The sequence below is a fragment of the Frigoribacterium salinisoli genome (genome assembly GCF_054781095.1).
In genome coordinates this window covers 1-24763 of record NZ_BAAGVB010000005.1, presented here as the reverse complement: position 1 = coordinate 24763, position 24763 = coordinate 1, and the positions used below count along the sequence as shown (strand labels likewise).

General features: G+C 72.9%; 23 protein-coding genes and 1 pseudogene. 13 read left to right on the top strand and 11 right to left on the bottom strand.

All coding sequences use genetic code 11. From position 1 onward, the window contains the following. Positions 1 to 287: 287 nt before the first annotated feature. The 4 genes from ACYVHQ_RS11720 (at position 288) to ACYVHQ_RS11705 (ending at position 6308) form a co-directional block, all read left to right on the top strand. Positions 288 to 722 carry a BLUF domain-containing protein gene (locus ACYVHQ_RS11720; protein WP_460513577.1) on the top strand — a complete coding sequence of 145 codons (435 nt, stop codon included), beginning with the start codon at positions 288 to 290 and terminating at the stop codon, positions 720 to 722. A 54-nt stretch (positions 723 to 776) separates the two neighbouring features. Further along, positions 777 to 1853, top strand: coding sequence for a hypothetical protein (locus ACYVHQ_RS11715; protein ID WP_460513239.1), 1077 nt, complete (start codon positions 777 to 779; stop codon positions 1851 to 1853). Between the two features lie 202 nt (positions 1854 to 2055). Then, complete coding sequence (locus tag ACYVHQ_RS11710) at positions 2056 to 5436, top strand: S8 family serine peptidase (RefSeq protein ID WP_460513236.1); 3381 nt, start codon at positions 2056 to 2058, stop codon at positions 5434 to 5436. Positions 5437 to 5594: 158 nt separating this feature from the next. Continuing rightward, positions 5595 to 6308 (top strand): endonuclease/exonuclease/phosphatase family protein, encoded by a 714-nt coding sequence (locus ACYVHQ_RS11705; RefSeq protein ID WP_460513233.1) that lies wholly within the window; start codon positions 5595 to 5597, stop codon positions 6306 to 6308. A 102-nt stretch (positions 6309 to 6410) separates the two neighbouring features. Here ACYVHQ_RS11705 and ACYVHQ_RS11700 read toward each other — a convergent pair whose 3' ends face one another. After that, positions 6411 to 6716: a hypothetical protein gene (locus tag ACYVHQ_RS11700; RefSeq protein WP_460513231.1), complete on the bottom strand. Its 306-nt coding sequence runs from the start codon at positions 6714 to 6716 to the stop codon at positions 6411 to 6413. Positions 6717 to 7022: 306 nt separating this feature from the next. Here ACYVHQ_RS11700 and ACYVHQ_RS11695 point away from each other — a divergent pair, with 306 nt between their 5' ends. Continuing rightward, positions 7023 to 7862, top strand: coding sequence for an aldo/keto reductase (locus tag ACYVHQ_RS11695; protein ID WP_460513229.1), 840 nt, complete (start codon positions 7023 to 7025; stop codon positions 7860 to 7862). 257 nt (positions 7863 to 8119) lie between these two features. Continuing rightward, the gene (locus tag ACYVHQ_RS11690; protein WP_460513226.1) at positions 8120 to 8857 is read left to right on the top strand and encodes a Pr6Pr family membrane protein; all 738 of its coding nucleotides are present in this window, start codon (positions 8120 to 8122) and stop codon (positions 8855 to 8857) included. On the opposite strand, the gene ACYVHQ_RS11685 is transcribed toward ACYVHQ_RS11690, so the two are convergent. The 5 genes from ACYVHQ_RS11685 to ACYVHQ_RS11665 all read right to left on the bottom strand — a co-directional run bounded on the left by ACYVHQ_RS11685 (position 8761) and on the right by ACYVHQ_RS11665 (position 12561). Then, complete coding sequence (locus ACYVHQ_RS11685) at positions 8761 to 10158, bottom strand: flavin monoamine oxidase family protein (RefSeq protein ID WP_460513224.1); 1398 nt, start codon at positions 10156 to 10158, stop codon at positions 8761 to 8763. The two genes, ACYVHQ_RS11690 and ACYVHQ_RS11685, sit on opposite strands and share 97 nt — an antisense overlap. A gap of 121 nt (positions 10159 to 10279) precedes the next feature. Next, positions 10280 to 10633, bottom strand: a complete 354-nt coding sequence (locus tag ACYVHQ_RS11680) for a CDGSH iron-sulfur domain-containing protein (protein ID WP_460513223.1) — start codon at positions 10631 to 10633, stop codon at positions 10280 to 10282. Next, entirely contained in the window at positions 10630 to 11685 is a 1056-nt protein-coding gene (locus tag ACYVHQ_RS11675) for an iron-containing redox enzyme family protein (RefSeq protein ID WP_460513221.1), read from the bottom strand. The genes ACYVHQ_RS11680 and ACYVHQ_RS11675 overlap by 4 nt, the downstream gene beginning before the upstream one ends. Before the next feature lie 128 nt (positions 11686 to 11813). Beyond that, the gene (locus ACYVHQ_RS11670; RefSeq protein ID WP_460513219.1) at positions 11814 to 12233 is read right to left on the bottom strand and encodes an ATP-binding protein; all 420 of its coding nucleotides are present in this window, start codon (positions 12231 to 12233) and stop codon (positions 11814 to 11816) included. Continuing rightward, the gene (locus ACYVHQ_RS11665) at positions 12226 to 12561 is read right to left on the bottom strand and encodes an STAS domain-containing protein (RefSeq protein ID WP_460513217.1); all 336 of its coding nucleotides are present in this window, start codon (positions 12559 to 12561) and stop codon (positions 12226 to 12228) included. The genes ACYVHQ_RS11670 and ACYVHQ_RS11665 overlap by 8 nt, the downstream gene beginning before the upstream one ends. A 183-nt stretch (positions 12562 to 12744) precedes the next feature. Here ACYVHQ_RS11665 and ACYVHQ_RS11660 point away from each other — a divergent pair, with 183 nt between their 5' ends. From ACYVHQ_RS11660 to ACYVHQ_RS11650, 3 genes and pseudogenes are all read left to right on the top strand, one after another. Beyond that, the gene (locus ACYVHQ_RS11660; RefSeq protein ID WP_460513216.1) at positions 12745 to 14064 is read left to right on the top strand and encodes a PP2C family protein-serine/threonine phosphatase; all 1320 of its coding nucleotides are present in this window, start codon (positions 12745 to 12747) and stop codon (positions 14062 to 14064) included. A 135-nt stretch (positions 14065 to 14199) separates the two neighbouring features. Further along, positions 14200 to 14904, top strand: a pseudogene (locus tag ACYVHQ_RS11655) (RtcB family protein); the annotation flags it as partial. A 183-nt stretch (positions 14905 to 15087) separates the two neighbouring features. Next, on the top strand, positions 15088 to 15564 hold the full coding sequence (locus ACYVHQ_RS11650) for a GNAT family N-acetyltransferase (protein ID WP_460513214.1): 477 nt from the start codon (positions 15088 to 15090) through the stop codon (positions 15562 to 15564). Positions 15565 to 16258: 694 nt separating this feature from the next. Here the strand turns inward: ACYVHQ_RS11650 and ACYVHQ_RS11645 are convergent. Together ACYVHQ_RS11645 and ACYVHQ_RS11640 are read right to left on the bottom strand one after the other, a co-directional pair. Then, positions 16259 to 16501, bottom strand: coding sequence for a hypothetical protein (locus ACYVHQ_RS11645; RefSeq protein ID WP_460513212.1), 243 nt, complete (start codon positions 16499 to 16501; stop codon positions 16259 to 16261). Between the two features lie 106 nt (positions 16502 to 16607). Beyond that, positions 16608 to 17012, bottom strand: coding sequence for an ADP-ribosylation/crystallin J1 (locus ACYVHQ_RS11640; protein WP_460513210.1), 405 nt, complete (start codon positions 17010 to 17012; stop codon positions 16608 to 16610). A 9-nt stretch (positions 17013 to 17021) separates the two neighbouring features. On the opposite strand from ACYVHQ_RS11640, the gene ACYVHQ_RS11635 reads away from it, so the two are divergent. Together ACYVHQ_RS11635 and ACYVHQ_RS11630 are read left to right on the top strand one after the other, a co-directional pair. After that, a complete protein-coding gene (locus ACYVHQ_RS11635) occupies positions 17022 to 17354 on the top strand; it encodes a hypothetical protein (RefSeq protein WP_460513209.1) in 333 nt (110 codons plus the stop codon). 231 nt (positions 17355 to 17585) lie between these two features. Beyond that, positions 17586 to 18407 carry an ornithine carbamoyltransferase gene (locus ACYVHQ_RS11630; protein WP_460513207.1) on the top strand — a complete coding sequence of 274 codons (822 nt, stop codon included), beginning with the start codon at positions 17586 to 17588 and terminating at the stop codon, positions 18405 to 18407. Positions 18408 to 19417: 1010 nt separating this feature from the next. On the opposite strand, the gene ACYVHQ_RS11625 is transcribed toward ACYVHQ_RS11630, so the two are convergent. Then, on the bottom strand, positions 19418 to 20290 hold the full coding sequence (locus tag ACYVHQ_RS11625) for an alpha/beta fold hydrolase (RefSeq protein WP_460513205.1): 873 nt from the start codon (positions 20288 to 20290) through the stop codon (positions 19418 to 19420). 293 nt (positions 20291 to 20583) lie between these two features. On the opposite strand from ACYVHQ_RS11625, the gene ACYVHQ_RS11620 reads away from it, so the two are divergent. Together ACYVHQ_RS11620 and ACYVHQ_RS11615 are read left to right on the top strand one after the other, a co-directional pair. Beyond that, positions 20584 to 22107 carry a SulP family inorganic anion transporter gene (locus ACYVHQ_RS11620; protein ID WP_460513203.1) on the top strand — a complete coding sequence of 508 codons (1524 nt, stop codon included), beginning with the start codon at positions 20584 to 20586 and terminating at the stop codon, positions 22105 to 22107. A 128-nt stretch (positions 22108 to 22235) separates the two neighbouring features. Then, a complete protein-coding gene (locus ACYVHQ_RS11615; protein WP_460513201.1) occupies positions 22236 to 23237 on the top strand; it encodes an NAD-dependent epimerase/dehydratase family protein in 1002 nt (333 codons plus the stop codon). A gap of 36 nt (positions 23238 to 23273) precedes the next feature. On the opposite strand, the gene ACYVHQ_RS11610 is transcribed toward ACYVHQ_RS11615, so the two are convergent. Beyond that, on the bottom strand, positions 23274 to 23837 hold the full coding sequence (locus ACYVHQ_RS11610) for a hypothetical protein (RefSeq protein WP_460513199.1): 564 nt from the start codon (positions 23835 to 23837) through the stop codon (positions 23274 to 23276). Between the two features lie 153 nt (positions 23838 to 23990). Then, positions 23991 to 24401 carry an arsenate reductase ArsC gene (locus ACYVHQ_RS11605; RefSeq protein ID WP_460513197.1) on the bottom strand — a complete coding sequence of 137 codons (411 nt, stop codon included), beginning with the start codon at positions 24399 to 24401 and terminating at the stop codon, positions 23991 to 23993. Positions 24402 to 24763: the final 362 nt, after the last annotated feature.

Here is a 24763-nt window from a genome sequence, read left to right as displayed (position 1 = left end):
GGGGGCAGGAGGCCCGCCCCGGCCCGCGCCTCCTGCCCCTCTCGCGCTGTTCGTGCGAGAAGGCGACCGATGCCGCGCCGGCGACCGCTGATCCGCTGGCGGGAACGGCGTGTCGCGCCAGGACCGTCGCGTCCGGCAGCGGGACGACCGACGGACCGGGCGCGCACGTCGGGTGCTGCGACCCGGAAAGGGGGTGACGCCCGGGCGGGCGATCCGGCAGCCTGGGGGACGACCCCGTCCCGTCCCGTCCGCGGCGGCGCGGACGCGCCCGGACCCCGGAGAACCCCCTGCTCTCGATCACCTACACCAGCACCGCCTCGACGCCGTTCTCGGACGGCGACCTGGCGACCCTCCTCATGAACAGCAGGGCCACCAACCGTCGTCACGGGCTGACGGGCCTCCTGCTCCACCGCGACGGCCGGTTCCTCCAGGTGCTCGAGGGGGAGGCCGGGGCCGTCCGTCAGCGCTACGACCGCATCGCCGCCGACCCGAGGCACGGCGAGCTCGTCCGCGTCGTCGAGGAGGACCTCGCCGAGCGCCGGTTCCCCGACTGGAGCATGGCCTACGAGCCCCTCGTCGACACCGCCGCCTCGGACATCCCCGGCTACCGCGACCTGCTGGCCGTCCCGGTGCCCGCGCTCGCCCAGGGCGACCGGGAGCGGGCCGTGCACGAGCTGCTCGCCTGGGCCGCCGCCCGGCAGGAGCGCCCCGCCACCGTCTGACCTCCTCCGCGACCGGCCCGGCGCCCCGGTGCCCGCCCGTGGCAGGATCGGCCGATGGACCTGCCGAGCCTCGCCGCCCTGGGCCTCGACGACGACGCCGCGGCCGTGTACCGCCTCCTGCTCGCGGACGGCGACGGCACGACCGTCGGCACGGCGGCGACGGCGACCGGGGTCGACGACCCTCGCGCGGCCGCGTCCCTCGCGACGCTGACCGCCCTCGGCCTCGCGGTCCGGCGGAGCGAGGGCGGCGAGCACGACGCCGTCGACCCGAGGATCGCCGTCCCGGCGGTGCTCGCCGCACGGGCCGGCGCGCTCGCCGAGGTGCAGGCGGGCCTGCCGGCGCTCGCGGACGCCTTCCGAGCGGCTCGCCCGTCGCCCGAGGGCGGGTCGGCGACGACGGTGCTGCGCGGCGCGGCGGCCGTCGGCGACCACTACGGGCGGCTCGTGCTCGGGGCCGCCGAGGAGTTCCTGGCCTTCGACCGCCCCCCGTACGTCGTGTCCGCCGCAGGGGGCGAGCGGCAGCGGGCGGCCCTCGCCCGCGGTGTCCGCTGGCGGGCGCTCTACGCGGCGACGAGCTTCGTCGCCGACGACCGCTGGTCGGAGGTCAGGAGGGTCGGGGCCGAGGGCGAGGAGGCGCGGCTCGTGCACGCCCTCCCCGTGAAGCTCGTGGTCGCCGACCGGCGGGCGGCCCTCGTGTCGCTCACCCTCGGCGACGGCGAGCCGGAGGCGCTGGTCACCGGGTCCGAGCCCCTGGTCGCGGCCCTCGTGGAGCTCTTCGAGCAGCACTGGCGGGCCGGGGTGCCCGTGGACGGACCGACCGCCGCCGAGCCGAGCGGGGAGGCCGGGGCGAGGACGGGCTGGGCGGCGGCGGCGGCGGCGCTCGAGGCCGAGCGCTCGGCCGGACGGTCGGCCCACGACGACGACCGTCCGGGCGCTGCCCGCGTGCCGACGTCGTTCGAGCGCGGCGTGCTCGTGCTGCTGGCGGCGGGGGCGAGCGACGAGGCGATGGCCCTGCAGCTGGGGGTGTCCACCCGCACGCTGCGGCGGCGCCTCCGCGTGCTCTTCGACGAGCTCGGCGCGGCCAACCGCTTCCACGCCGGCGTGCAGGCCGCACGGCGCGGCTGGCTCTGACCCCTCGACGGGGGTCGGTCGGCCAGTGGGGGGACCCGGCTGTCCCCCGTTCGGGGTGCTGATGTTGCGAACGCGTGAACGACCTGGCCGAGTTCTGCCATCGGCAGAGGTCGGCCACCGCTTTCCCTGGAGCTGGAGGTGAATTCACAGCAAACTCTTGCCTCATGACCGTGGCGAGTGCCGCGGCGTGCGAAAGGGAACCGTGACGAGAACTCTCGGCCGACGACGGCCACGCATCTCCGCCACCCTGCTCGTGACCTGCCTCGTGGGAGCCGGCGTCGCCGTGCTGCCCACCACCGGCGCGGTCGCGGCGGAGGGCCCGACGGTGGTGGGCGACACCAGCTTCGACGACGGCACGTACGTCGTGACCCTGCGCGACCCCGCGGTCGCCTCCTACGAGGGCGGCGTCGCCGGCCTCGCCCCCACGGCCGTCGCCGAGGGCGAGTCCTTCGACCCGGCCGCCGCCCCGGTGCAGGAGTACCGCGACCACCTCGCCTCCGAACAGGAGCAGGTCGCCGACAGCGTCGGTGCCTCCATCCGGGCCCAGTACTCGCTCGCCACGAACGGGTTCGCCGCCGACCTCTCGGCCGCGCAGGCGCAGAAGCTCGCCGCGGACCCGGCCGTCGAGGCCGTCGTCGCCAACGAGATCCTCGAGACGCAGGCCGCCGAGCCGTCGACCGACTTCCTCGGCCTGAGCGGTCAGGGCGGCTACTGGGAGCGCTTCGGCACGGGCGAGGGCGTGGTCGTCGGCATCATCGACACCGGCATCGCGCCCGAGAACCCCTCCTTCGCCGGTGCACCCCTGGGCACGGACGCCACGACCGGCGACCCCTACCTCGCGGGCAGCACCATCACCTTCGACAAGGCCGACGGCGAGACCTTCCGCGGTGCCTGCCAGCGCGGCGAGCAGTTCACCGCCGCCGACTGCAGCACGAAGATCGTCGGTGCCCGCTTCTTCGTCGACGGCTTCGGCGAGGGTCGCCTCGCGAGCGCCGAGCAGGGCGAGTTCGTGTCGCCCCGTGACGGCGACAGCCACGGGTCGCACACCGGCAGCACGGCGGTCGGCAACGCCGACGTGCCCGTGACCATCGGCGACCGCGACTTCGGCACCATCTCGGGCGTCGCCCCCGACGCCAAGATCGCGGCCTACAAGGTCTGCTGGACGGGCGACGCGACCCGCGGCATCGCCGACGGCTGCGCCACGCAGGACCTCCTCAGCGCCATCGAGGCGGCGGTGGAGGACGGCGTCGACGTCATCAACTACTCGATCGGCGGCGGCGGAGCCGACTCGACGATCTCGCTCACGGACGCGGCCTTCTTCGAGGCCGCCCGCACCGGCGTGTTCGTCGCCGCGTCGGCCGGCAACTCGGGCCCGAAGGCCTCCACGGTCGACAACGCGGCACCGTGGATCACCACGGTCGCCGCGAGCACGATCCCCAGCTACGACGCGACCGTGCGCGTGACGGGTGCCGACGGCGAGGCCGTCAGCTACCTCGGTGGTTCGACCTCGCTGTCGACGGACCCGGACGGCCTCAGCGGCCGCTTCGTCGACGCGGCCCAGATCGGCGTCGACGGCCGGACCGCCGACGACGTGCTCTACTGCGCCCCCGGTGCCCTCGACCCGGCGAAGCTGGCCGCCCTCGCGGCCGGCGACGACGCGATCGTGCTCTGCGACCGCGGGGTCACCGACCGCGTCTCGAAGTCCGCCGAGGTCGAGCGCGTCGGCGGCGTCGGGACCGTGCTCGTCAACCGCACGCCCAGCTCGGTCGACGTCGACGCGCACCCGATCCCCACCGTGCACGTGGACTCGCAGGACTACGCCGCCCTGCACGCCGCCGCCACGGCGGGCGACCAGGTGACGCTCCTCGACGGCAACCCCGACGAGCTCCCCGAGCCCGTGACCCCGCAGATCGCCGGCTTCTCGTCGCGCGGCCCGCTCACGGCCGACGGCGGCAACCTCATCAAGCCCGACATCTCGGCGCCCGGCGTCGCGATCCTCGCGGCCGGTGCCAACGCCGACGGCGCGGACCCGACCTACGAGTTCCTCTCCGGCACCTCGATGTCGTCCCCGCACATCGCGGGACTCGCCGCGCTCTACTTCGGTGAGGACCCCACGGCCTCGCCGATGGAGGTCAAGAGCGCCATGATGACGACGGCCTACGACCTGTCGAACGCCGACGGCACCCCGAACCGCGACGTCTTCGCGCAGGGCGCCGGTCACGTCGAGCCCGGCTCGATGATGGACCCGGGCCTGCTCTACCTGAGCGACGAGGAGGACTGGATCGCCTACGCCCAGACCGTCGGCACCCGCCAGGACTCGCAGCTGAACCTGCCGTCGATCGCGGTCGGCTCGATGCTCAACACCGAGACCGTCACGCGCACCGTCACGGCGACCGGCCCCGGCACCTACACGGCGCAGGCCGTCGACCTGCCCGGCATCGACACGGTCGTGACGCCCTCGACGCTCACCTTCACCGAGGCCGGCCAGGAGGCGTCGTACGACGTCACCTTCACGCGGACCACGGCCGAGCCGAACGTCTACTCGACCGGCTACCTCAGCTGGACCGACGGCGGCACGCACGTCGTGCGCTCCCCGCTGGCCGTGCGCCCGCTCGAGCTCACCGCCCCCGACGAGGTCGCCGGCACCGGCGTCGAGGGCAGCGTGCCCTTCGACGTCGTCGCGGGCGCCGACCTCACCGAGGCCGTGCGTGCGGACGGGCTCGTCCCCGCGCAGGTCGAGACCGGCACCGGCACCGCCGAGGCCGACCCCGTCGTGGTCCCCGTGACCGTGACGGAGGAGGGCACGCACGGCCGGTTCGTGCTCGACTCCGGCGTGGACGAGGCCGACCTCGACCTCACCCTCCTCGAGGTCGTCCCGGGCGCCACGCCCGAGGTGGTCGCCCAGAGCGCGACGGCGAGCGCCGACGAGCAGATCGACGTCGAGCTCGAGGCCGGCGAGTACGAGCTCCGCGTCGAGTTCTTCTCGGGCGACGGCGACCTGCCGTTCACGCTGACGTCGTTCCTCGTGCCCCCGGCGGCCGACGCCGAGGCCGGCTCCGGCTCCGGCTCCGACGACGCGACGGTCCAGCGGGTCGACCAGCTCGCCCCGACCGGCACCTTCACGGTCGACCCGGCCACGCTCGTGGCGGGAGCCGGCGAGACCGTCGAGATGACGGCCGCCTGGTCGGGCCTCGCCTACGACGAGACGTACCTCGGTCGCGTCGTCTTCGGCGACACCGGCGTCGACACGTTCGTCACCGTGGTCGCCGGCCCCGAGCCGGAGGCCGAGCCCGAGCCCGAGCCCGGGCCCGGTGAGCCCGGTGGCCCCGCGCCGGTCCCCGGCGACCCGGGTGCCCCCGGCGCCCCGGCGCCCGGCGACCCCGGTGCGGCTCCCGCCCCGGGTGAGCCCGGGACCGGTGCCGCGGGCAGCGGCGACCCGCTCGCCTTCACCGGCCAGGACCTCCTGCCCTACGCGGCCGCGGCGCTCCTGCTGCTGCTCGCCGGGGTCGGGGTGACGGTCCTGGGTCGCCGTCGGGCCGCGACGGTCGACGCCACGGACGACGGCCCCTCCACGGAGGCCTGACCCGGCGCCGCGAGGCGCACCACGACGAGGCGGTCCGCCGCTCCCCGAGGGGAGGGGCGGGCCGCCTCCGTCGTGGACCGAACTCTTCGTGGACCCGCGACGAACTCCCGGTGCAGCCTGTACGGCCGCCGGAGACGGAAGGACTAGGTTCGGGACTCGTGAACGAACGACAGAGCGACGACGGCGGCCTGCGCGTCGTCAGCTACAACTTGCGCGAGCACAAGGCGAAGGGCGAGATCCTCGCCCTCGCCACCGACTACGACATCGACGTGCTGTGCCTGCAGGAGGCGGACACGAACGACATCCCCGAGCAGCTCGGCGACCTGACCCTGGCCGCGGCCACGCGGAACAACCGCCTCGGCCTCGCCGCGTACTACCGGTCGTCCCGCTACGACCTCGTCGGCACGAGCGTCTACGCGCTCAAGAAGAGCCTGCACGACTACGTCATGAGCCCCGCCCACGAGCGCCTCCTCGTCGCCCACCTGCACGACCGCCGCACCGGCGAGGACGTCCTCATCGGCTCGTTCCACGCCGCGCCGCTGTCGGCGACGAACGCGCTGCGTCGCAACCAGGTGAAGGCCGCGCACGCGCTGATGCGCGCCATCGCCCCGGGCGTGCCCATGCTCATGGTCGGCGACTTCAACTACCCGTGGTTCCACCACGGCCTGCGCAAGAAGGTCGAGAGCGAGGGGTTCCTGCTCACGCGCAGCGACAGCCCCACCTACTCGGGCTACAAGTACGTCAAGGGCCACTTCGACTTCGCGACGAGCGTCGACCTGAAGATTGACGGGGTCCGCACGCTGCCCGCCGGTGCGTCCGACCACCGCCCGATCCTGGTGGACGCCCAGCACCTCCCCGTGGCCGTGGCCTGACCCGCCCCACGCGCAGGAGGCCCCCGTCACGACGATCGTGACGGGGGCCTCCTGCGCGGTGCGGTCGGGCGCGGGGCGCGCCGGCCGGGGCCGACGCCCGGGTCAGGCCGCGAGGGCCAGGCCGCGGGCGACGACGGTCGACGCCTGCAGGATCGTGCGCGAGGGCTCGCCGCGCCAGCTGCGGCCGGGGACGACCCAGCCCTCGGCGCCGTCGACCGTGACGCGCGCGCCCTCGGCGACGTCGAGCGCGAGCTCGCCGCGACGGGCACGGACGAGCCACTGGCGGTCGGCGTCGTCGACGAGGACGAACTCGACCAGGCGGGCGATGGTGGTGACGGGGTCGGTGGCGACCGTGCCGGTCACGGTGACCGGGGCGATGCCGTGCTGGAGTGTGGTGTGGGCGTTCATGTCGTGGTGCTTCCTTGCGATGTCTCTGGTGACACGCCGGGGCGGGATGGTTCACCGCGCTCGTGGCGTGGACCGGCCGGGAGGCCGATGGTCGGGTCCGGGGCTGCACCGAGAGGGTGGGGAGGCCGAGGCGGACGGGAACGATCAGACGGATCTGTTCCGAGCGACAGATCAAAGTACCACGGTCTGAGCCTGCGGCACAAGGATCCGTCGGGCGAGGATCCGACCGCGCCGCCGGGAGCCGTCCGGACGCCACCCGGGAGCCGCCTGGACGTCGGCCGACACCGCGGTGCTTGCATGGTCCGCATGAGCACCGTTCCCACCATCACCCTGAACAACGGCGTCGAGATCCCCCAGCTGGGCTTCGGCGTGTACCAGATCGACCCCGCCGAGACGAAGGACGCCACCCTCGCCGCGCTCGAGGTCGGCTACCGCCACATCGACACCGCCGAGATGTACGGCAACGAGGCCGGCGTCGGCGAGGCCGTCCGTGCCTCCGGCATCGACCGCTCCGAGATCTTCGTGACCTCGAAGCTCAACAACGGCTTCCACCGCCGCGACGACGCCCTCAAGGCGTTCGACGGCACGCTCGACGCGCTGGGCAGCGACTACGTCGACCTGTTCCTCATCCACTGGCCGCTGCCGACCACCGACGTCGACTACGTCGAGACCTGGAAGGCCCTCGAGGAGATCGCGGCCAGCGGCCGCGCCCGGTCGATCGGCGTCTCGAACTTCCAGCAGGCCCACCTGCAGCGCCTGTTCGACGAGACCGGCACCGTGCCCGCCGTCAACCAGATCGAGGTGCACCCCTACCTCGTCAACGACGAGGTCCGCTCCTTCGGCGAGAAGGCCGGCATCGTCACCGAGGCCTGGTCGCCCATCGCCCAGGGCAAGGTCCTCGACGACCCGACCCTCACCGAGATCGCCGAGCGCGTCGGCAAGTCGACCGCCCAGGTCACGCTCCGCTGGCACATCCAGCGCGGCGACGTGATCTTCCCGAAGTCGGTCACGCGCGAGCGCGTCGAGGAGAACTTCGCCCTCTTCGACTTCGAGCTCACCGACGCCGACGTGTCCGCGATCACGGCCCTCGACAAGGGCGAGCGCACGGGCCCCGACCCCGACACGTTCGACTACATCCCCTCCTGACCGAGGGGTGACCCGGGGCGAGCCGGGTGCACGACGGAGGGGCCGGGCGGCGACGCCCGGCCCCTCCGTCGCGTCCCGCACCGCGAAGTCCGCTGGGCACCGCGAGAGTCCGCGGTGTGCAGCGGACCTCGCGGTGCCGACCGTCCCCGACGCGGCCGCCAGCCGTCCGCGATAGGCTCGGCCCTTCCCCGCACCGCGTGCGGGACCCGGCCGGACCACGAGGTCCGGGCCCGAGCGAGACCGAAGGCGAGCGGCGCGTGCGACGGACGGTGGGCCTCCTGCGCCTGCTCGTGGCGGTCGCCGGGCTGGTCGCCCTCGTCGCGAACTTCGTCTACACGCTCGGCTTCAGCACGTTCTCGTCGGCGAACTACTTCGCCTACTTCACGCAGCAGAGCAACACGGCCAACGTCGTCGTGCTCGCCGTGTCGGGCGTCACCGCGCTGCGCGGGCTGCCCGAGCCCCGCTGGTTCGCGGGGGTGCACGCCCTGGTCTCGACGTACGTCATCGTGTCGGGCATCGTCTACGGCGTCATCGTCGCCGAGTCGGCGAGCCACGCCTACACGATGGAGGTGCCCTGGTCGAGCCAGGTCCTGCACTGGTGGATCCCCACCTTCGTGCTGGTCGACTGGGTGCTCGCGCCGGGCCGCACGCGCGTGGGCTGGTGGGTGCTCGGGGTCGTGCCGGGCTACCCGATCGTCTGGGGCATCGCGACGATCGTGCGCGGCGCCGAGGTGGGCTGGTACCCGTACTTCTTCCTCGACCCGGCGCAGGTGGCGTGGCCGACCGAGTACCTCGCCTACAACGCGTTGGCGCTCGGGGTGATCCTGGGCGTCGTGAGCGCCCTGGTCGCGCTGAGCAGGTTCCGCCCGGACGTGCGCCTCGCCCGGTTCGCCGAGGGTCAGGGCATGGGGGTGGGCGAGCTGCCGTCCGTGCCGTCGCCGGGCGACGCCGACGGGGCGCCGGTCGGGTCCGGCTCGGCCACGAGGTCGAGGTAGGGCAGGAGGCCCGCCAGCGCGGCCTCGACCGCGTCGCCGTCGTCGAGCGCCGCGAAGCCCTCGGCGGCCGCCCCGCCGATCATCCCGACGAGCACGGGCTGGCCGGTGACGGGCAGCAGGTTGAGCCACACGCGCACCACGGCGTCCTCGTCGAGGACCGCCCACACGGTCGCGGTGCTGCTCCAGAAGGGCTCGTCGAAGCGGAGCCAGACGACCTCCTGCTGGCCGACGACGAGCTGGTCCAGCGCCTCCTGGTGCTCCTCGGGCAGGGGCGGGTCGAGCTCGAAGTCGCCCTCCCGCAGCACCGCGACCGGCACGGTGACGATCGCCCGGTCGACCGACAGGGACTCGCCGGTCGCGAGGCGGAGGCCCACCCCGCGCCCGCCGCGCTGCAGCGTGACGACGTTGGCGGTGCGGAGCACGTCGAGCCCGTCGAGCAGCTCGGTGACGAAGCGCTGCAGCGCGCCGGTGACGAGCTGCAGGTCGGCGGGCAGGAGGCTCGCGACGTCGGTGCCGGAGCTCGCGTCGGTCGCCTCGCCGTCGCCGTCGCCGTCGAGCCCGGTGCGCGCCGGGGCGAGGGCGGCGCGACGCCAGGCCGCGCGGGCGGGATCGTCGTCGGCGACGGGCTCGCCCTCGACGGGGCGGGCCTCGACGGAGGCGGGGAACGGCACGGTGCCCACGCCGGAGACGCCGAGCACGACCTCGAGGGCCCGGGCGCCGGGGCCGGCGAGGAGGGCGCCGCCGAGCTCGACGGGCAGCTCCCACCCCGAGGGCAGCTCGGACCAGATGCGCCCGCCGACCCGGTCGCGGGCCTCCACGACGACGACGTCGTGGCCCTGGTCGGCGAGGGTGCGGGCGGCCGTCGCGCCGGCCAGGCCCGCCCCGATCACGGCGATGCGCTCGCCGGGCTCCGCCAGCGCGTGCACGGCCTCGGCGACCTCGAAGCCGGAGGCGCGGGCACCGGCGAGGGTGCCCGGGTGCTGCCCGGCGACGCCCTCGCCGGCGAGGAACACGGTGCCGTCGAGCGGCACCCTCAAGATCGCCCGGGCGCCCTCGGCCGCACCGGCGGCCAGCAGGGTCGTCGCGCCCAGCGAGTAGGGGTCGGTGGCCCACGAGCTGCGTCGGGCGTCGGCCGGGCGCGGCAGGTCGGAAGCCGCCATCGGCAGCGGCGTGGGCGTCGCCGTCGGCCCCGCGGGGGCCGTGCTCGGCGCGGGCGTCGGCGCGTCGGTCGTGCAGGCCGCGAGCACGAGCACCGCGGTGCCCGAGAGGCCGGTGAGGAACGTGCGGCGACCGATCGTCATGGTGCCGCCATTGTCGCAGGTGGGCCGACGTGGCGCGCGTCGGTGCGCCTCCTGCGCCCGTGTCGCGGCGGCGGCCGGCCGGCGCAGGAGGCGCGGCCCGCCCGGCGCAGGAGGCGCCCGGTCAGCGCTCGGTGCGGAACCCCGTGATCTTGTGGCTGCCGTCGCACCACGGCGCGATCGTCGACGTGCCGCACCGGCACAGCGCGACCGTGCGGCGGTCGCGGGGGACCGGCGTGCCGTCGGGAGTGACGATGTCGACGTCGCCGCGCACGAGGAGCGGTCCGTCGGGCGTGGCCGTGATGCTGGGCCGCTCCGCGTGGTCGGCCTGTTCGGCGTGGTCGGCCCGCTCCGGCCGCGGGCGCGGCGGGGTGCCCGGCAGGAGGCGCGGGCCGGTGGGCACGAAGCCGGCCGGCGTCGGAGCGGCGGCCCCGGTCGGTGCCGGGGCGGGTGCGTGCCCGGCCGCGTCCGCGGTCACGACCGGTCCCGGAGGGACGACCGCCCGGCGGTCCACGAGTCGAGCAGGTGCTGACCGGCCCAGCCGTCGACCGCGAGGCACGCGGCGGCGCCGAAGAGGACGTCGTCGAGCAGGGTCGGGTCGCCCTCGACCAGGCCGCCGGCGAGGTCGCGCCCGGCGATCTGCTCGTGCACCGCGTCGGCCTCGACGTGCTCGTCGAAGTACCAGCAGGCGTCGTCGTCGAAGCCGAGGCGGCGGAAGCCCTCGGCGTGGAAGCGGCTGGGGATCGACGAGGTCATCTCGAACGCCGCCAGGTGGCCCACGAGGGCGCCCCGGAGGCGCCGGTGCAGCCCGAAGAGCACCATGGCGTTGGTCGACGCGAGGGTCACGGCCGGGACGTCGTCGAGGTAGGCGCCGTAGGAGTCGTCGAGGCCCGCGGCCCGGACGGTGCGGGCGAAGATCGCGGAGTGCATGCGCTGCGGGCGACCGCCGCCGTACTCGTCGGACTGGATCTCGACGAGCGCGGCCTTGGCGCGGCCCGACAGCCGCGGGATGCCCCAGCTGTGCGGGTCGGCCTCCTTCAGCGTGTAGACGCTGCGCTGCACGAGCAGTTCGCGCACCTGCTCGAGCGTCGCCTGCCGCGCGACGAAGCGGGCCAGTCGGGGCGGGCCGTCGTCAGCGGTGAGGGCGAAGAGCGCCGCGGCGACCGCGTCGGCGGTGGGCTCCGGGCGCTCGGGCAGGGCGACGCGTTCGCGCAGGACGACCTCGAAGGCCTCCTCGAGCACGGCGCGGGCGGTCAGCAGGTCGACGTCCCACTCGCGTTCGTCGTCGACGCCGGCGATGCCGCCGTGGTGCAGCTCGTAGAGCACGAACAGGCCGAGCTGGACGTCCTCGTCGCGCACGAGGTCGTCCGCCGCGGCGACGGCGTCGTGGGCGAGGCCGGCGAGGTGGCCGGCCGGTGCCCCCTCACGGAGCGCGGTCAGCAGGGCCGCGGTGAACGGTCCCCGGGCCTCCGGCAGGGACATGGGGCGCTGAGTGAGCACGGTGGTGTCCGGGGCTGGCGTCGTCGTCATGCGATGCACGGTAGGCCGCTGGTCTGGGGGTCCCCGGGGGGTCGTCACCCACCGGTGCTGGCGGCGAGCCTGCAGGGCACCCGTCGTCGCGGCAGGCGGGACACGGGGGACGTGCCGAGGTCACTGCTTCAGCGTCGGCACACGAGGGTCCACACGTTGTGGCCGTCCTCGTGCCGGTGGTCCAGGCTCTCGAGGCTGAGCAGGGCCAGGGCGAGACCTCGGCCGTCCTCGTCCTCGAGGTCGGCCATCGAGACGGTGCTGAGGTCGATGTCGCTCGGCAGGCCGTCGTCGTGGAACACCGCCCGCAGCCGGTCGGACGTCGCCGAGAGTTGGAGCGCGAAGCGCCTGCCGGGGTCGGCGTCGGGGCGGCGCGAGTGCTCGATGACGTTGGCCGCGATCTCGACGATGGCGGTCTCGAACGAGAAGCGGGTCTCGAGGGAGTCGTCGCACGAGCTCGTCCACCACGCCTCGAAGGCGGTCTGGACGAGGTCGATGCTCTCGGGTTCGACGGCCACGTCGATGACGACGGGGGCCGCGGGCTCAGCCATCGAGCGCGGCCGCGACCGAGGCGCGGGGCTCGAGGATGTCGTCCAGGTTCGTCAGGCGCAGCACCATCGAGACCTGCTCGGTCGGGGCGACGAGTCGCAGATCCCCTCCGGCCTGACGCGCGGACTTCAGGCACGACACCAGCGCGCCGAGGCCCGAGGAGTCGACGAAGATCGTGCCCGACAGGTCGACGACGACCAGGCGGTCGCCCGCGGCAAGACGTGCCGCCACCTCGTCGCGCAGCTGGGGTGCGCTCGACAGGGTGAGCCTGCCCGCGGGGGCGAGGACGACGCGGCCCCGCTCGGGTGTGGTGACACTGATGGAAAGCATCCGGATCCCAGCTTCTCTCGGAGGGGCGCGCAGACACGGGTGCGCACCCCGCAGGACGGGACTGCCCAGGCCCGGCGGCCTCCCTGCACGACCATCGTGACGGTGCCGGCGACGACGTGCGGCCCCACGTTCTGGGGTGGCCCGTCCTCCCTGCGAGACGTTCGTCGGTCCTAGCCTGGGTCGATGAGCGTCGGCGGATCGGGAAGTGATGAGCTGCGTCCCAGCGTCTGGGGCGACGAGGGGCTCCTGAGCCGGTTCATGTCGGCAGCGGGTCGTCGACACGTCCCGCTGGTCAAGCAGAGCTTCGTCCTCGCCTTCGTCCTGCTCGCGGCGGTCGTCAGCGCGTTCATCCCGTGGTTGCCCGTCAGCGACGCCCCCTCGATGTGGGCAGGGGTCCTGGCCGCGTCGTGCGGCGTCGTCTTCGCCGCCGCTGCGTCGTGGCGTCCTCGACTGCTGAAGTGGGAGATCGTCATCCCCGCAGCGGACTTCGTGGCCGTCGGGTTGCTCCGTTACGGGACAGGTGACAGCGGATCGGTCTTCGTGCCCATCATCTTGCTGCCGATCGTCTGGATCGCCGTGTGGCAGGGCCGGCTCAGCATCGTCTGGCTGCTCGTGGGTTCGGCCGTGACCTTCTTGCTGCCGTTCGCGATCGACCCGATGGGGCGTGCGCCCAGCGAGTTCATCCGCATCGTGTTCTCGCTCAGCATCTACGCCACCATCGGTCTGGCCATCAACGAGCTCTCACGCCAGGCGCACCGGAGGGTCGAGGTCTCGCGTGTGCAACAAGAGCTCGTCGAACGGGAGATCGGCCGAGCCGCGACCGTCCAACAGTCGCTGTTGCCTCCGAAGACGAGCAGCCTGCCCGAGATGTTCGCCCTCCAGGGCACGTGCATCCCGGCACGGACGGTGGGCGGTGACTTCTACGACTGGTACCCCACCCCCGACGGCATCGCCCTGACCGTGGGAGACGTCATGGGCAAGGGGGTCGGCGCGGGGATGATCGCCGCGGCCGTCCGGTCGGTCATCCGGAGCTCCTCCGACGACGCCGACCCCGCCGTCGCGCTCCGTCGTGCGACGACGGGGCTCTCCGGCGGTGACGCCGAGAACGACGTCCAGTTCACGACCTGCTTCCACGCGCGGGTCTCCGCGTCGGGGGCCGTCCGGTGGGCGGACGGCGGACACGGGCTGGCGTTCATCCGACGCGCGACGGGGCTCGTCGAGCGGCTGCGGTCGTCCGATCTGCCCATCGGTCTGGGGGAACACTGGATGTCCCACGCTGATCAGCTGCAGCCGGGCGACACGCTCGCCTGCATCAGCGACGGGGTGCTCGACCTGTTCCCGGACGAGCTCCGCGCCCGTGAGCAGTTCGGACTCCTGCTCGCCTCGACCGGCGACGCCGCTGAGATCGTGCGGAAGGTCGCCGAACTCGTCGGCGACGAGGAACGACCCGACGACGTCACCGTGGTGGCCGCGACCTTCGCTCCGGCTCTCGTCCGGAGCTGACGGTCGCCTTCGCCCACAGCCGCACGGCGACGTCCGAGCCGACGGGCGCGCCGACACGACCAGCGAGATCGCGGAGCTCTTCGGCGTCGCCCGTCAGACGGTCCACCGCGCGATCCCCCACGCCGGATGGACGGCATCGAGGTCAGCCTCGACGAGGCGGACGCCGTGTGGCTGTTCCTGCACTCCGGCAGCCGAGGCGTGGGCAACAAGATCGCGCAGGCGCACATCGAGGTCGCCCAGGCGGCCATGAAGCGGTGGTGGATCACGCTGCCCGATCCGGACCTGGCGTACCTCGTCGAGGGCACGGCCGAGTTCGATCGGTACATCGCAGAGCTCGGCTGGGCGCAGCGGTTCGCCCTGCTCAACCGCGAGGAGATGATGGACCGGGTCGTGCGCCAGTTCGCGGAGTGGGTCGGCTCTCCCGTGGAGGAGCAGGAGCGGATCAACTGCCACCACAACTTCACCCAGCGCGAGCGGCACTTCGGCAAGGACGTCTGGCTGAGCCGGAAGGGCGCCATCTCCGCCCGCGCGGGGCAGGCCGGTCTGATCCCGGGGAGCATGGGCACCGCTTCCTACGTCGTCGAGGGGAAGGGGAACCCCGTCGGTCTCGAGTCGTCACCGCACGGTGCAGGAAGGGCATGCTCCCGGAGCGCGGCCCGCAAGAAGTTCACCCACGACGAGCTCCGCACCGCGATGGAGGGGATCGAGTACCGCGACACCGACGCGTTCCTCGATGAGATCCCCGCGGCGTACAAGCCGATCGACCAGGTCATGGCCGATGCGGCCGAGCTCGTGACGATCCGGCACACGCTCCGTCAGATCGTCAACGTCAAGGGCGACCAGCGGGCCGAGCACGAGGTGCGGGTCGGGTCCTCGAGGCCCGGCCCGCACCTGCACCGGCCCCGGCTCCGGCTCCGTGAGCGCGACCAACGGAGTTCTCGAGGCGCGACGACGCTCCACCCTGATCACAGGGTCCCGTGTGAGGACCCTGCAACGGCCGCCTCAGGTGCGAGACCATGAGTCATGGTGCTCTCGCCGCTCACCCCGTCAGACGTCGATGACGTGCGGGCCTTCCTGGTCGAGGCGGATCTGACGCTCGCCGGCCTCGACGCTGAGGGAGTTCGACTGTGGATCGACCGCGATGACGACGGTGCGATCGTCGGCAGCACGGGCTTCGAGCTCAGCCGGAACGGCGAGGAAGCACTGATCCGGAGTGTCGCCGTGCCCGGTCGAAGGCGAGCAGGCGGTCAGGGGACTCGGCTGGCCCGCTTCGCTCTCGCTGAGGCCGCGTCCGCGGGTGCGACCCGTGCATGGCTCTTCTCTCGTCGGTCTGGTCCCTTCTGGCAGAAGCTCGGCTTCGTCGCTGCTGACCGCTACGAGCTCGCGGCGGTCCTCCCTGAGGCTGAGCAGGTGCGGCTCTTCGTCGAGAGCGGTCAGCTCGAGCGTGAGGTGGCTTGGGCTCGCGACCTCGCGACGGTGTCGCGACAGCCGGGCGGCTAGCGGACCGCCTCGTCGTTCGGGGACCCCGCTGTCGAAGCGGGGTTCGCGGTCGCGTCGCCTCCCTGCCCTCGAGCTGCACGGGCCTGCCGACGCTCGCTGGCCTCAGCGTCCTGGCGCTCCTGGGCAGGACTCGTCCTGGCAGTCCCGAGGATCGGGGACGATGACGATCGAGAGCACGACGCCTCCAGGAGCAGTGATGTTCGAAGCTAGCGAACTCCGACGGCGCGGTCGAGGCCGAAAAGCGGGTCCCGAGAGGGGATGGCCCCCCTGGGCGGCACGACGACCGCCACGCGCACCGGTCCTGCTGTGGTCGACGTCGGCCGAGCGCCTTCGACCGCCGACGCGGTCATCGCCGACATCACGTGCCTCTCCGACAGTGGCGTCGTGCGGGTCCCCACCGGAGACGGGAGCACAGGTAGCGCCATCCACTGCTCTCGGAGCCCGACCGGCACGATGCACGTCATCGACGGCCAGCTGCCAGCCACACCGTCATCGGAGTCGCGACACCCGCAGCGGAGACGCTGCCCGAAGTGCCCCTGGATCAAGGCCTCATCGATGACCTCGACTCGGTGAGAACCGCATCGCCGGTGCCGCCTGCTCGATGAGTCCTGCAGGGCCGTGTCTGCATCAGGGCCGAGAGTCGTCGTGGGCATCGACCGTGTCGTGGCACGTCGGTGTCGCAGTAGCGGATCGACTAGTGGTCGCCGTCGTCCGCCTCGTCCGGGTCGAAGCCTCGATCGAACACCGTGTCCGCTCGGTACCAGATGATGATCCCGGAGGCGACGAGAACGCCGGGAAGGGAACGGGCGAGCCATGCCACCCACACCACACCCGGCGCGATCACGGCTGCCAGGAACGGACCGACGAGCATCACCAGGCCGACGACGATGAGACGGATGGCCAGGCGTCGGCGTTCTCGGGCAGCGGCAGAGCGCACGACGTGATCTTGGCACCAGCGCCTGCCCGAACCCAGGGCGACGGGCTGGCGTGCTCGATGGAGGATCGCTCCTCGGCCGCTGCCACACGGCGCACCCCTGGGCGGGTCACGCCTCGCGGGACTCTTCGATCTCGCCGTCGTCGGCGTCGCGACGGAACGTGCTGACGAGCGTGATGGGGCCCACGAGGTTCGCGTTGAGTTCATCGAGGCGTTCCGCCGGGATCCAGTACTCCAGGATGGTCCGCCCACCGACCTGCTGGACGTCGAAGCCCTCGAGGAAGCTTCGACGCACCGAGAACCGAGTCACGTGGCCCACGCCCGAGGCCTGCACGTTCCAGTCTCGGGCGATGCGCGCGGCGTAGTCCTCGTCGAGCACCGGGTAGAAGATCGGCTGATCTGGCAGTCTCGGGGGCCACCGTGACCAGCCACTCGCCTCGACGAGCTCGAGTTCCTGCGGGCCGGTGGGCCGCCAGAGCACAACGGTGCTGTCAGCGTCCGATGGAGTGGTCATGGGAACAGGATGCTGGAGGGAACGCTCGATCACCTGCTCCGGCAAGGGCTGGGGCAGTGGGGCGGCCCTGCTGCCCTGACCGACGACCTGGCCGTCGCCATGGGCTTCGCGAGTGCAGCCGACTTCTTCGCGACAGCTGGCACCCTGTCGGCGCTGTTGCTGCACGAGGCTCCGCTGGCACCAGCGGACTGGCGCCGCGTCCTCCTCGCGACCGAGATCGTGTTCGTCTCCGACATCGTCGGCGCTGGGTACGAGTGGCAGATCGTCACAGGCCTGGACGACGAGTCGACCCTGCGGACGTTGCGCCGCCTCCAGCAGCGTTGGCCGGCCCTGCTGCGCTAGCCCGTCACCGCGATCCGTCATCCCCGGATGGAGCGCCCGAGAGAGATCGCAGAGCGGGCGCGCGCGCTGGGTAGCCCGTGCGAAGCCCCGAGGGATGACCGCCGGGGACCTCGTCGCGCTGGTGCGTCCCGTCCTCGTCCCCGTGCCCGGCGATGCGGGACCGACGTCCTCGGTCCCGGAGAGCGTGCGGCTGGACGAGCTCGACGGCGCAGCGGTCCCTACGGTGGGTGCATGCGCTCTCTCACCAGGCTCGACGAGTGGTCCGCGGCAGATGTCCTCGAGGTGTTCGCCCTGGCGGATGCGTACAGCCAGGGCCGGGGGCCGTCCGTGGAGGGGGCGGCGGTCATGTTCTTCCCACCGAGCAGTCTGCGGACGAGAGCCACGTTCGAGCGCGGGGCCTCGCTCATGGGGCTCCAACCGATCGTCCTCCCCGACACCACGCTCGACAAGCCGGAGGCTCTGGCCGATGTCGCCCAGTACCTGGACGCCTGGGTCGACATCATCGTGGCTCGGCACCGCGACCTTTCCGTCATCGAGGGCTTGGCGGCGGCTCGTGCGCTGCCCGTCGTGAACGCGATGACCGACGTCAACCACCCGTGCGAGGTGCTCTCCGACCTGTACTCCCTGCGCGACAGGGGCGACATCTCAGGGCTCCGCTTCCTCTTCGTCGGGGCCGACGGCAACATCGCCAGGGCGTGGCAGGAGGCGGCAAGGGTGCTGCAGCTGGATCTGCTCCAGTGCTGCCCGGCTGAGCTCGCGACCCCGGGTGCTCCCTGGACGGACGACCTGGATGCGGCGATCAGATCAGCGGACGTCGTCCTCACCGATGGTCCCGGCCCTCACGCGGAGCTCCTCGAGCCCTATCAGGTCACGGCGGCCCTTCTCGCCCTCGCGCCGGCAGGGGTCCGCCTCGCCCCGTGCCCACCGTTCGTGCGTGGCCGGGAGGTGAGCGTCGATGCCGTGTCGCACCCGGCCTTCGTCGGTCACGCGTTCAAGGCCCCGCTCCTCCCCGTGCAACAGGCGGTCATGGCGTTCTGCCTCGACCTCGGATGACGACGCGTCCCGGTGGACGATCGGCAGCGACCCGGTGCTCGAGGCCGCTTCACGAGGCGTCCCGCCTGTGGGACCGGTACCGCGCGACACCCAGGGAGACGTCGATCGAGCCCGCGACGATGATCAGGTGGGCGCTCGCCTCCGTGGGATCCCACATCAGCACGACGGAACGCCATCGACAGGGGGCGTGGTCCGCTCCGGGCTCCGGGCTCCGGGCTCCGGGCTCCAGGTCAGGTCCCGTCGCACGTCGTCGCCGACGCCGAACGGCGAGCCGCGGCACTCTTGCTCCCCGTTCGAGACCATCACTCCGATGCGCCTGCTCCAGGGTGCGCACGGTGCTCGTCCACCTCGTGTGGAGATGCCTGGCAGCGGTCCGGGTCGTGCACCGTTCAGCACGGGGTCGACGATGGGTCTCGGGCACGATGGCCTGCATGACCCACCGACCCGCTTCTGCGTGCTGGCGAGCCGAGGCCGTTCCCACCCGTCGGCCCGGGGCTCTCGTGCTGTTGCGATGGTTGCCGTCCGTCGCGGGTGCTCTGTTCTTCGGCGCCGGCGGGACATGGCGGGGCACTGATGTCGTCGTCAGGGAGATCGACGGTTCTCGGGACGTGCTCCGCCTGGTCGGGAAAGACGGAGGGGAGGCCGAGGACGCCCTCCAGCTCCTTCGCGCGGACCTGGACCGGTTCTCTCAGGAGGACTTCCTCCGCGAGTGGGGAGCCGCGGAGGAGCCCGGTCGGCATGCCCTCCACTCGAGGCGACCGGTCGGGGAGCCCCTGCCGTCCGAGCACGCTGGCTGCCGGACAGGTCGCACCGAGGTGCTCTGTCGCGGCGGTGTCGGGTGCCTGTCGGGTCGGTGCCCCTCTCCCGTGCCGTCACGGACGAGATGACGAGCAGGTGGGCGCGGCGCTCGGTGGACGATCGCAGAGCGTGCGGCTACGACTCGGGTGCGCGCACGAGTCCTGTCATCGGCGGCAGCTCTGCGTGGGCCGTGGCGCTGGCCTCGTCGACGATCACCGCGACGGGGACGAGCAGGGCGAGCCGGAGCGCCGCCCTCGACCCGCTCGAGCGCGTCCCGGCGCGCCCTCGGCCCAGGATCCGGCTGCCGACTGCGCCATGACGTCCCGGAGCGCGGTGATCCACTGGTCGAAGGCGTCGAGGTGCGCGTCGTGGGAGGCGCCCTCGAGGTCGATGCGCCGGACGTTCCGGCCACGGCGCACGAACTCGACCTTCTGCTCCTCCGAGAACATGCCGCCGTCCGCGTACAGCACCAGGGTCGGCACGTCGATGCTCTCCCACTCGGCCCAGCGCTGCTCACCGACGGCCTCGATCGTGGCCTGCAGGACGTCGGCGTCGAAGCGCGGGTGGAGGCCGTCGGCACGTTCTTCGAGGTCCTCGACCCAGGCGCGGCCGAGGGGTCCGTCTCCCAGGGCCGCCGCAGCTGCTGCCCGGTCGCGGAAGGGGACGGCCCAGGAGCGGAAGAAGTCGCCGAGGGCCTCGTGCTCCTCGGCCGTCCCGCTGCCCTGGTCGCCCTCGAGCAGGACGAGCTGCCGGATCAGGTCAGGACGTGCGGCGGCGACGAGCATCGCGGTGTGCGCACCCATCGACTGACCGACGAGGACCACCGGCGAGGAGGTCTCGCTGCTGATGACCTCCACGACGTCGGCCACGGACGCCGCGCGCGACGTGTCCGCCGGCCTGGTCGTGCTGTGCCCGTGACCTCGCTGGTCGATGAGGACCACTCGATGGCCCGCCAGGGCCTCGGCGGTGGCGACGAACTCTCGACTGCTCCCTGCGAGCCCGTGGAGGACGACGACCGCGGGCTCGCTGCCGTCGAAGACGGTGGAGACGATGGTCACGCCGTCGTGGACCATCGTCTGCTTCATCACCGGCACGTGACGAGAGCCTAAGGGGGTCGATGCCGGATCGGCACGGTGCACGGCCATGGCTCGTCGGTCGCACCCGCAGCGTCGGCGGAGCACCCCGGTGCCCGTCCGTCCTCGGGGACCGTGGCGGGCTCCGCCCTCGCCCCTTCGCATCCCTACCCTCACGTTAGGGTAGGTTGGTGGGTGCGGCCTGGACGAGGCCCGCCCCGCCGCACCGTCCTGTCGGACGCGCCCGCGGCTCCTCGCGCACCGAGGCGCGACCCCTTTTCCCGTCAGCGCTCCAGGAGCTCACCATGACCTCAGCACCACCCCTGTCCGCACGCCCGATCGGGCACCACGGACCGACCGTCCTCGACGCCCTCCGTGACCCGCGCCTCCTGAGCCGTGAGATCGTCGCGGGCCTCGTCGTCGCCCTCGCCCTCATCCCCGAGGCGATCTCGTTCTCGATCATCGCGGGCGTCGACCCACGGGTCGGGCTGTTCTCGTCGTTCGTCATGGCCGTGTCGATCGCGTTCCTCGGCGGCCGGCCCGCGATGATCACCGCCGCGACCGGCGCCATCGCGCTCGTCATCGCCCCCGTCGCCCGCGAGCACGGGATGGACTACTTCATCGCCACCGTGATCCTCGCCGGCGTCTTCCAGCTGGTCTTCGGCCTCGTCGGCGTCGCCAAGCTCATGCGCTTCGTGCCCCGCAGCGTCATGGTCGGCTTCGTCAACGCCCTGGCGATCCTCATCTTCACCGCGCAGCTGCCGAACCTCGTCGACGTGCCGTGGATCGTCTACCCGCTGGTCGCGATCGGCATCGCGATCATGGTCTTCGTGCCCCGCCTGACCACGGTCGTCCCGGCGCCCCTGATCGCGATCGTCCTCCTCACGGCTGCCACGGTCGTCGCTGCCATCGCCGTCCCGACGGTGGGCGACCAGGGCGAGCTGCCCGACAGCCTGCCGAGCCTGTTCTTCCCGTCCGTGCCGTTCACGGTCGAGACGTTCACGATCATCGCCCCCTACGCCGTCGCCATGGCCCTCGTCGGCATCCTCGAGTCCCTCATGACGGCGAAGCTCGTCGACGACATCACCGACACCGGCTCGCGCAAGACCCGCGAGACCCTCGGTCAGGGCGGGGCGAACGTCCTGTCCGGCCTCTTCGGCGGCATGGGCGGCTGCGCGATGATCGGCCAGACGATGATCAACGTCAAGGCCTCGGGTGCCCGCACCCGCATCTCGACCTTCATGGCCGGCGTGTTCCTGCTGGTCCTCGTCGTGGGCCTCGGCGACGTCGTCGCGATCATCCCCATGGCCGCCCTCGTGGCCGTCATGGTCATGGTCTCGGTCGGCACCTTCGACTGGCACAGCATCAAGCCCTCGACCCTGCGTCGGATGCCGCTCGGCGAGACGATCGTCATGGTCCTCACCGTCGTCGCGGTCGTGGTCACCCACAACCTCGCGATCGGCGTCGTGCTCGGCGTCGTGGCCGCGATGATCGTCTTCGCCCGCAGGGTGGCCCACCTCGCCAGCGTCGAGCGCAGCGTGCGGACGCGCGACGACGGCCGTCAGGAGGCTCGTTACGACGTCACGGGCGCCCTCTTCTTCGCCTCGAGCAACGAGCTGACCACGCAGTTCGAGTACGCGGACGATCCGGAGGACGTCGTCATCGACCTCTCCCGCTCGCACGTCTGGGACGCCTCCACCGTCGCCGCGCTCGACGCGATCACGACCAAGTACGAGCGTCACGGCAAGCGCGTCCGCCTCGAGGGCATGAACGCCCCGAGCGAGGCCATGCACGGTCGCCTCGCCGGCACCCTCGGCGCCGGCCACTGAGGAGCGGCCCGGCCGGCCCCGACGGGCCGGCCGGCCCCGACCGGCCGACCGGCGGCCCGATCCGTGGCGGCCCCGGAGGGGATGCGAGCAGACTGGGGTGGTCCTCCTCGAAGAAAGAAGAGCCCTCCATGTCAGCGTTGACAGTCCTGTTCCTCGGCGGTACCGGCATCATCAGCTCGGCGGCCGCCGCGCGAGCCCTCGAGCTCGGCCACGACCTCACCCTGCTCAACCGCGGGTCGTCCTCGACCCGGCCGGCGCCCGCCGGAGCCGAGGTGCTGACGGGGGACGTGTCCGATCCCGCGTCGATCCGCCGAGCCCTCGGCGACCGGCACTTCGACGTCGTGGTCGACTTCGTCGCCTTCACGCCCGACCAGGTCCAGGCCGACATCGACCTGTTCACCGGTCGGACCGGCCAGTACGTGTTCATCAGCTCGGCGTCGGCCTACCAGAAGCCCGTCGCGGCGCTGCCGATCCGTGAGTCGTCACCGCTCCGCAACCCCTTCTGGCAGTACTCCCGCGACAAGATCGCCTGCGAGGACCTCCTCGTCGGTGCGCACCGGGACCACGGGTTCCCGGTCACCATCGTGCGGCCCTCCCACACCTACGACCGCACCTCCGTCCCCCTCACCGGCGGCTGGACCGCGATCGACCGGATGCGCCGCGGCCTGGAGGTCGTCGTCCCCGGCGACGGCACCTCGCTGTGGACGCTGACCCACCACGCCGACTTCGCGCGCGCGTTCGTCGGGCTGCTGGGCCTCCCCGCCGCCGTCGGCGACGTCTTCCACATCACGTCGGACGAGGCCCTGCCGTGGGACCAGATCGTCACGACCCTCGCGGCCGCGGCCGGCGTCGACGACCCGCAGCTGGTGCACGTGGCGAGCGAGAGCGTCGCCGTCGTCGCGCCCGAGTGGGGGCCGGGCCTCCTGGGCGACAAGGCGCACTCGGTCGTGTTCGACAACTCGAAGGTCAAGGCGTTCGTGCCCGGCTGGCGAGCGACCACGTCGTGGGCCACGGGCGCTCGCGAGATCGTCGAGTGGTTCGACGCCGAGGCCTCGCGCCGCGAGATCGACCCCGCAGCGGAGAGGGCCTTCGAGCGGCTCCTCGCGGGCGCCCACGCCTTCGGTGCGTGACGGAGCGCCGTCGGCGTCGGGCGGTCGGGCCTCCGGTCAGCCCTGATCGGCTGCCCGCTGGTCGGCGGCGATGACGTCGACGGAGTCCGTGGAGACGGTCGTGGTCCCCGCGGCGGTGTCGAACTCGATCGTCGCCGCGCCGTGCTCGTCGGGGTCGTCCCCGGCGACCCAGACCGCGCCCCAGACGCCCTCGGCGAGATCGGCGGTCGTCGTGACGCCCGAGGCGCTGACGACGCGGACGGAGGTGACGTCGCTGCCGGCCTGCCCGCTGAGCTGGGCATGGTCCTCGCCCGTCACCGGGTCCCCGAAGCCGGCCACGTACCCGAAGGACACGACCTCGTCGTCGGCGAGGCCCGTCCGCAGGCTGGTGCTCCCGGTGGAGACGACGACGCCGTCCTTCTCGAAGGACTCCTGCAGCGAGCCGCCCACCACGCCCCACCTGCCCTCGTACCCCGCGGCCTCCTGCGAGACGAGCGGGGCGGCGACGGGCCTGAGCTGCTCCTCGGCCGTGGGGGCGGAGGCGCCCGCGGTGGTCATCGTCACGACCCCGGCGGCCACGGTCAGGGCGGACAGGGCTGCGGCGGTGCGGATCTTCGTCATGGTGGGTCCCTCGGGTCGGTGCGTCCCCTGTGGACGCGGGGTCAGGAGCGCTCCTCCTGCGTGCGGTCCCAGCCTCGTGGAGCCGCCGCGCACCGACATCGCCCGGAGGTCGCGGCGTCGTGCTCCTCCGGGACGACCCCGACCGGCGGTCGATCAGGCCGTGGCAGGGGTGATCTCGGCGAGCAGTGCCTCGACGCGGGCCTTGATGTCGTCGCGGATGGGGCGGACGTCGTCGATGCCGCGACCGGCGGGGTCGGTGAGGGCCCAGTCCTCGTAGCGCTTGCCGGGGAAGATCGGGCAGGCGTCGCCGCAGCCCATCGTGATCACCACGTCGCTGTCGCGGACCGCGTCGGTGGTGAGGACCTTGGGCTGGTTGCCGGCGATGTCGATGCCCTCCTCGGCCATGGCCTGGACCGCCACCGGGTTGATCTGGTCCTTCGGCTCGCTGCCGGCGGAGAGGACGTCGACGCGGTCGCCCGCGAGGGCCTGCAGGTAGCCGGCGGCCATCTGCGAGCGGCCGGCGTTGTGGACGCAGACGAAGAGGACGGTGGGCCTGGTGCTCATGGGGGCTCCTGCGGGTGAGGGGTCGGACCCGGCCGGTGGTGCGCCCTGCCGGGGCGGGGGAGGGGCGCGGCCGCAGCCGCGGGAACGGTGCACCCGCAGCGGGTCCTGGCGTCGACGGGCGTCGACGGGTGGAGCCTGCCCGACCCGTCCTCGGCTGTCAATCCGTGGGGGACGGCGTTCGCACGCCCGTCGCCGATCTCCTGCCCCTCGCGGACGTGACCGCGCGTCGGGGGAGCGCAGTGCGGAGCTCGTGGGGCGGCCGCTGCGCTGAGGGTCGCGGGACGCTACCGGCTCTGCCCCGGCGGCGCTCCCAGCCGACTCCCGGCATCCGCTCCAAACCGATCGGCGTCCGGTGGCGAACC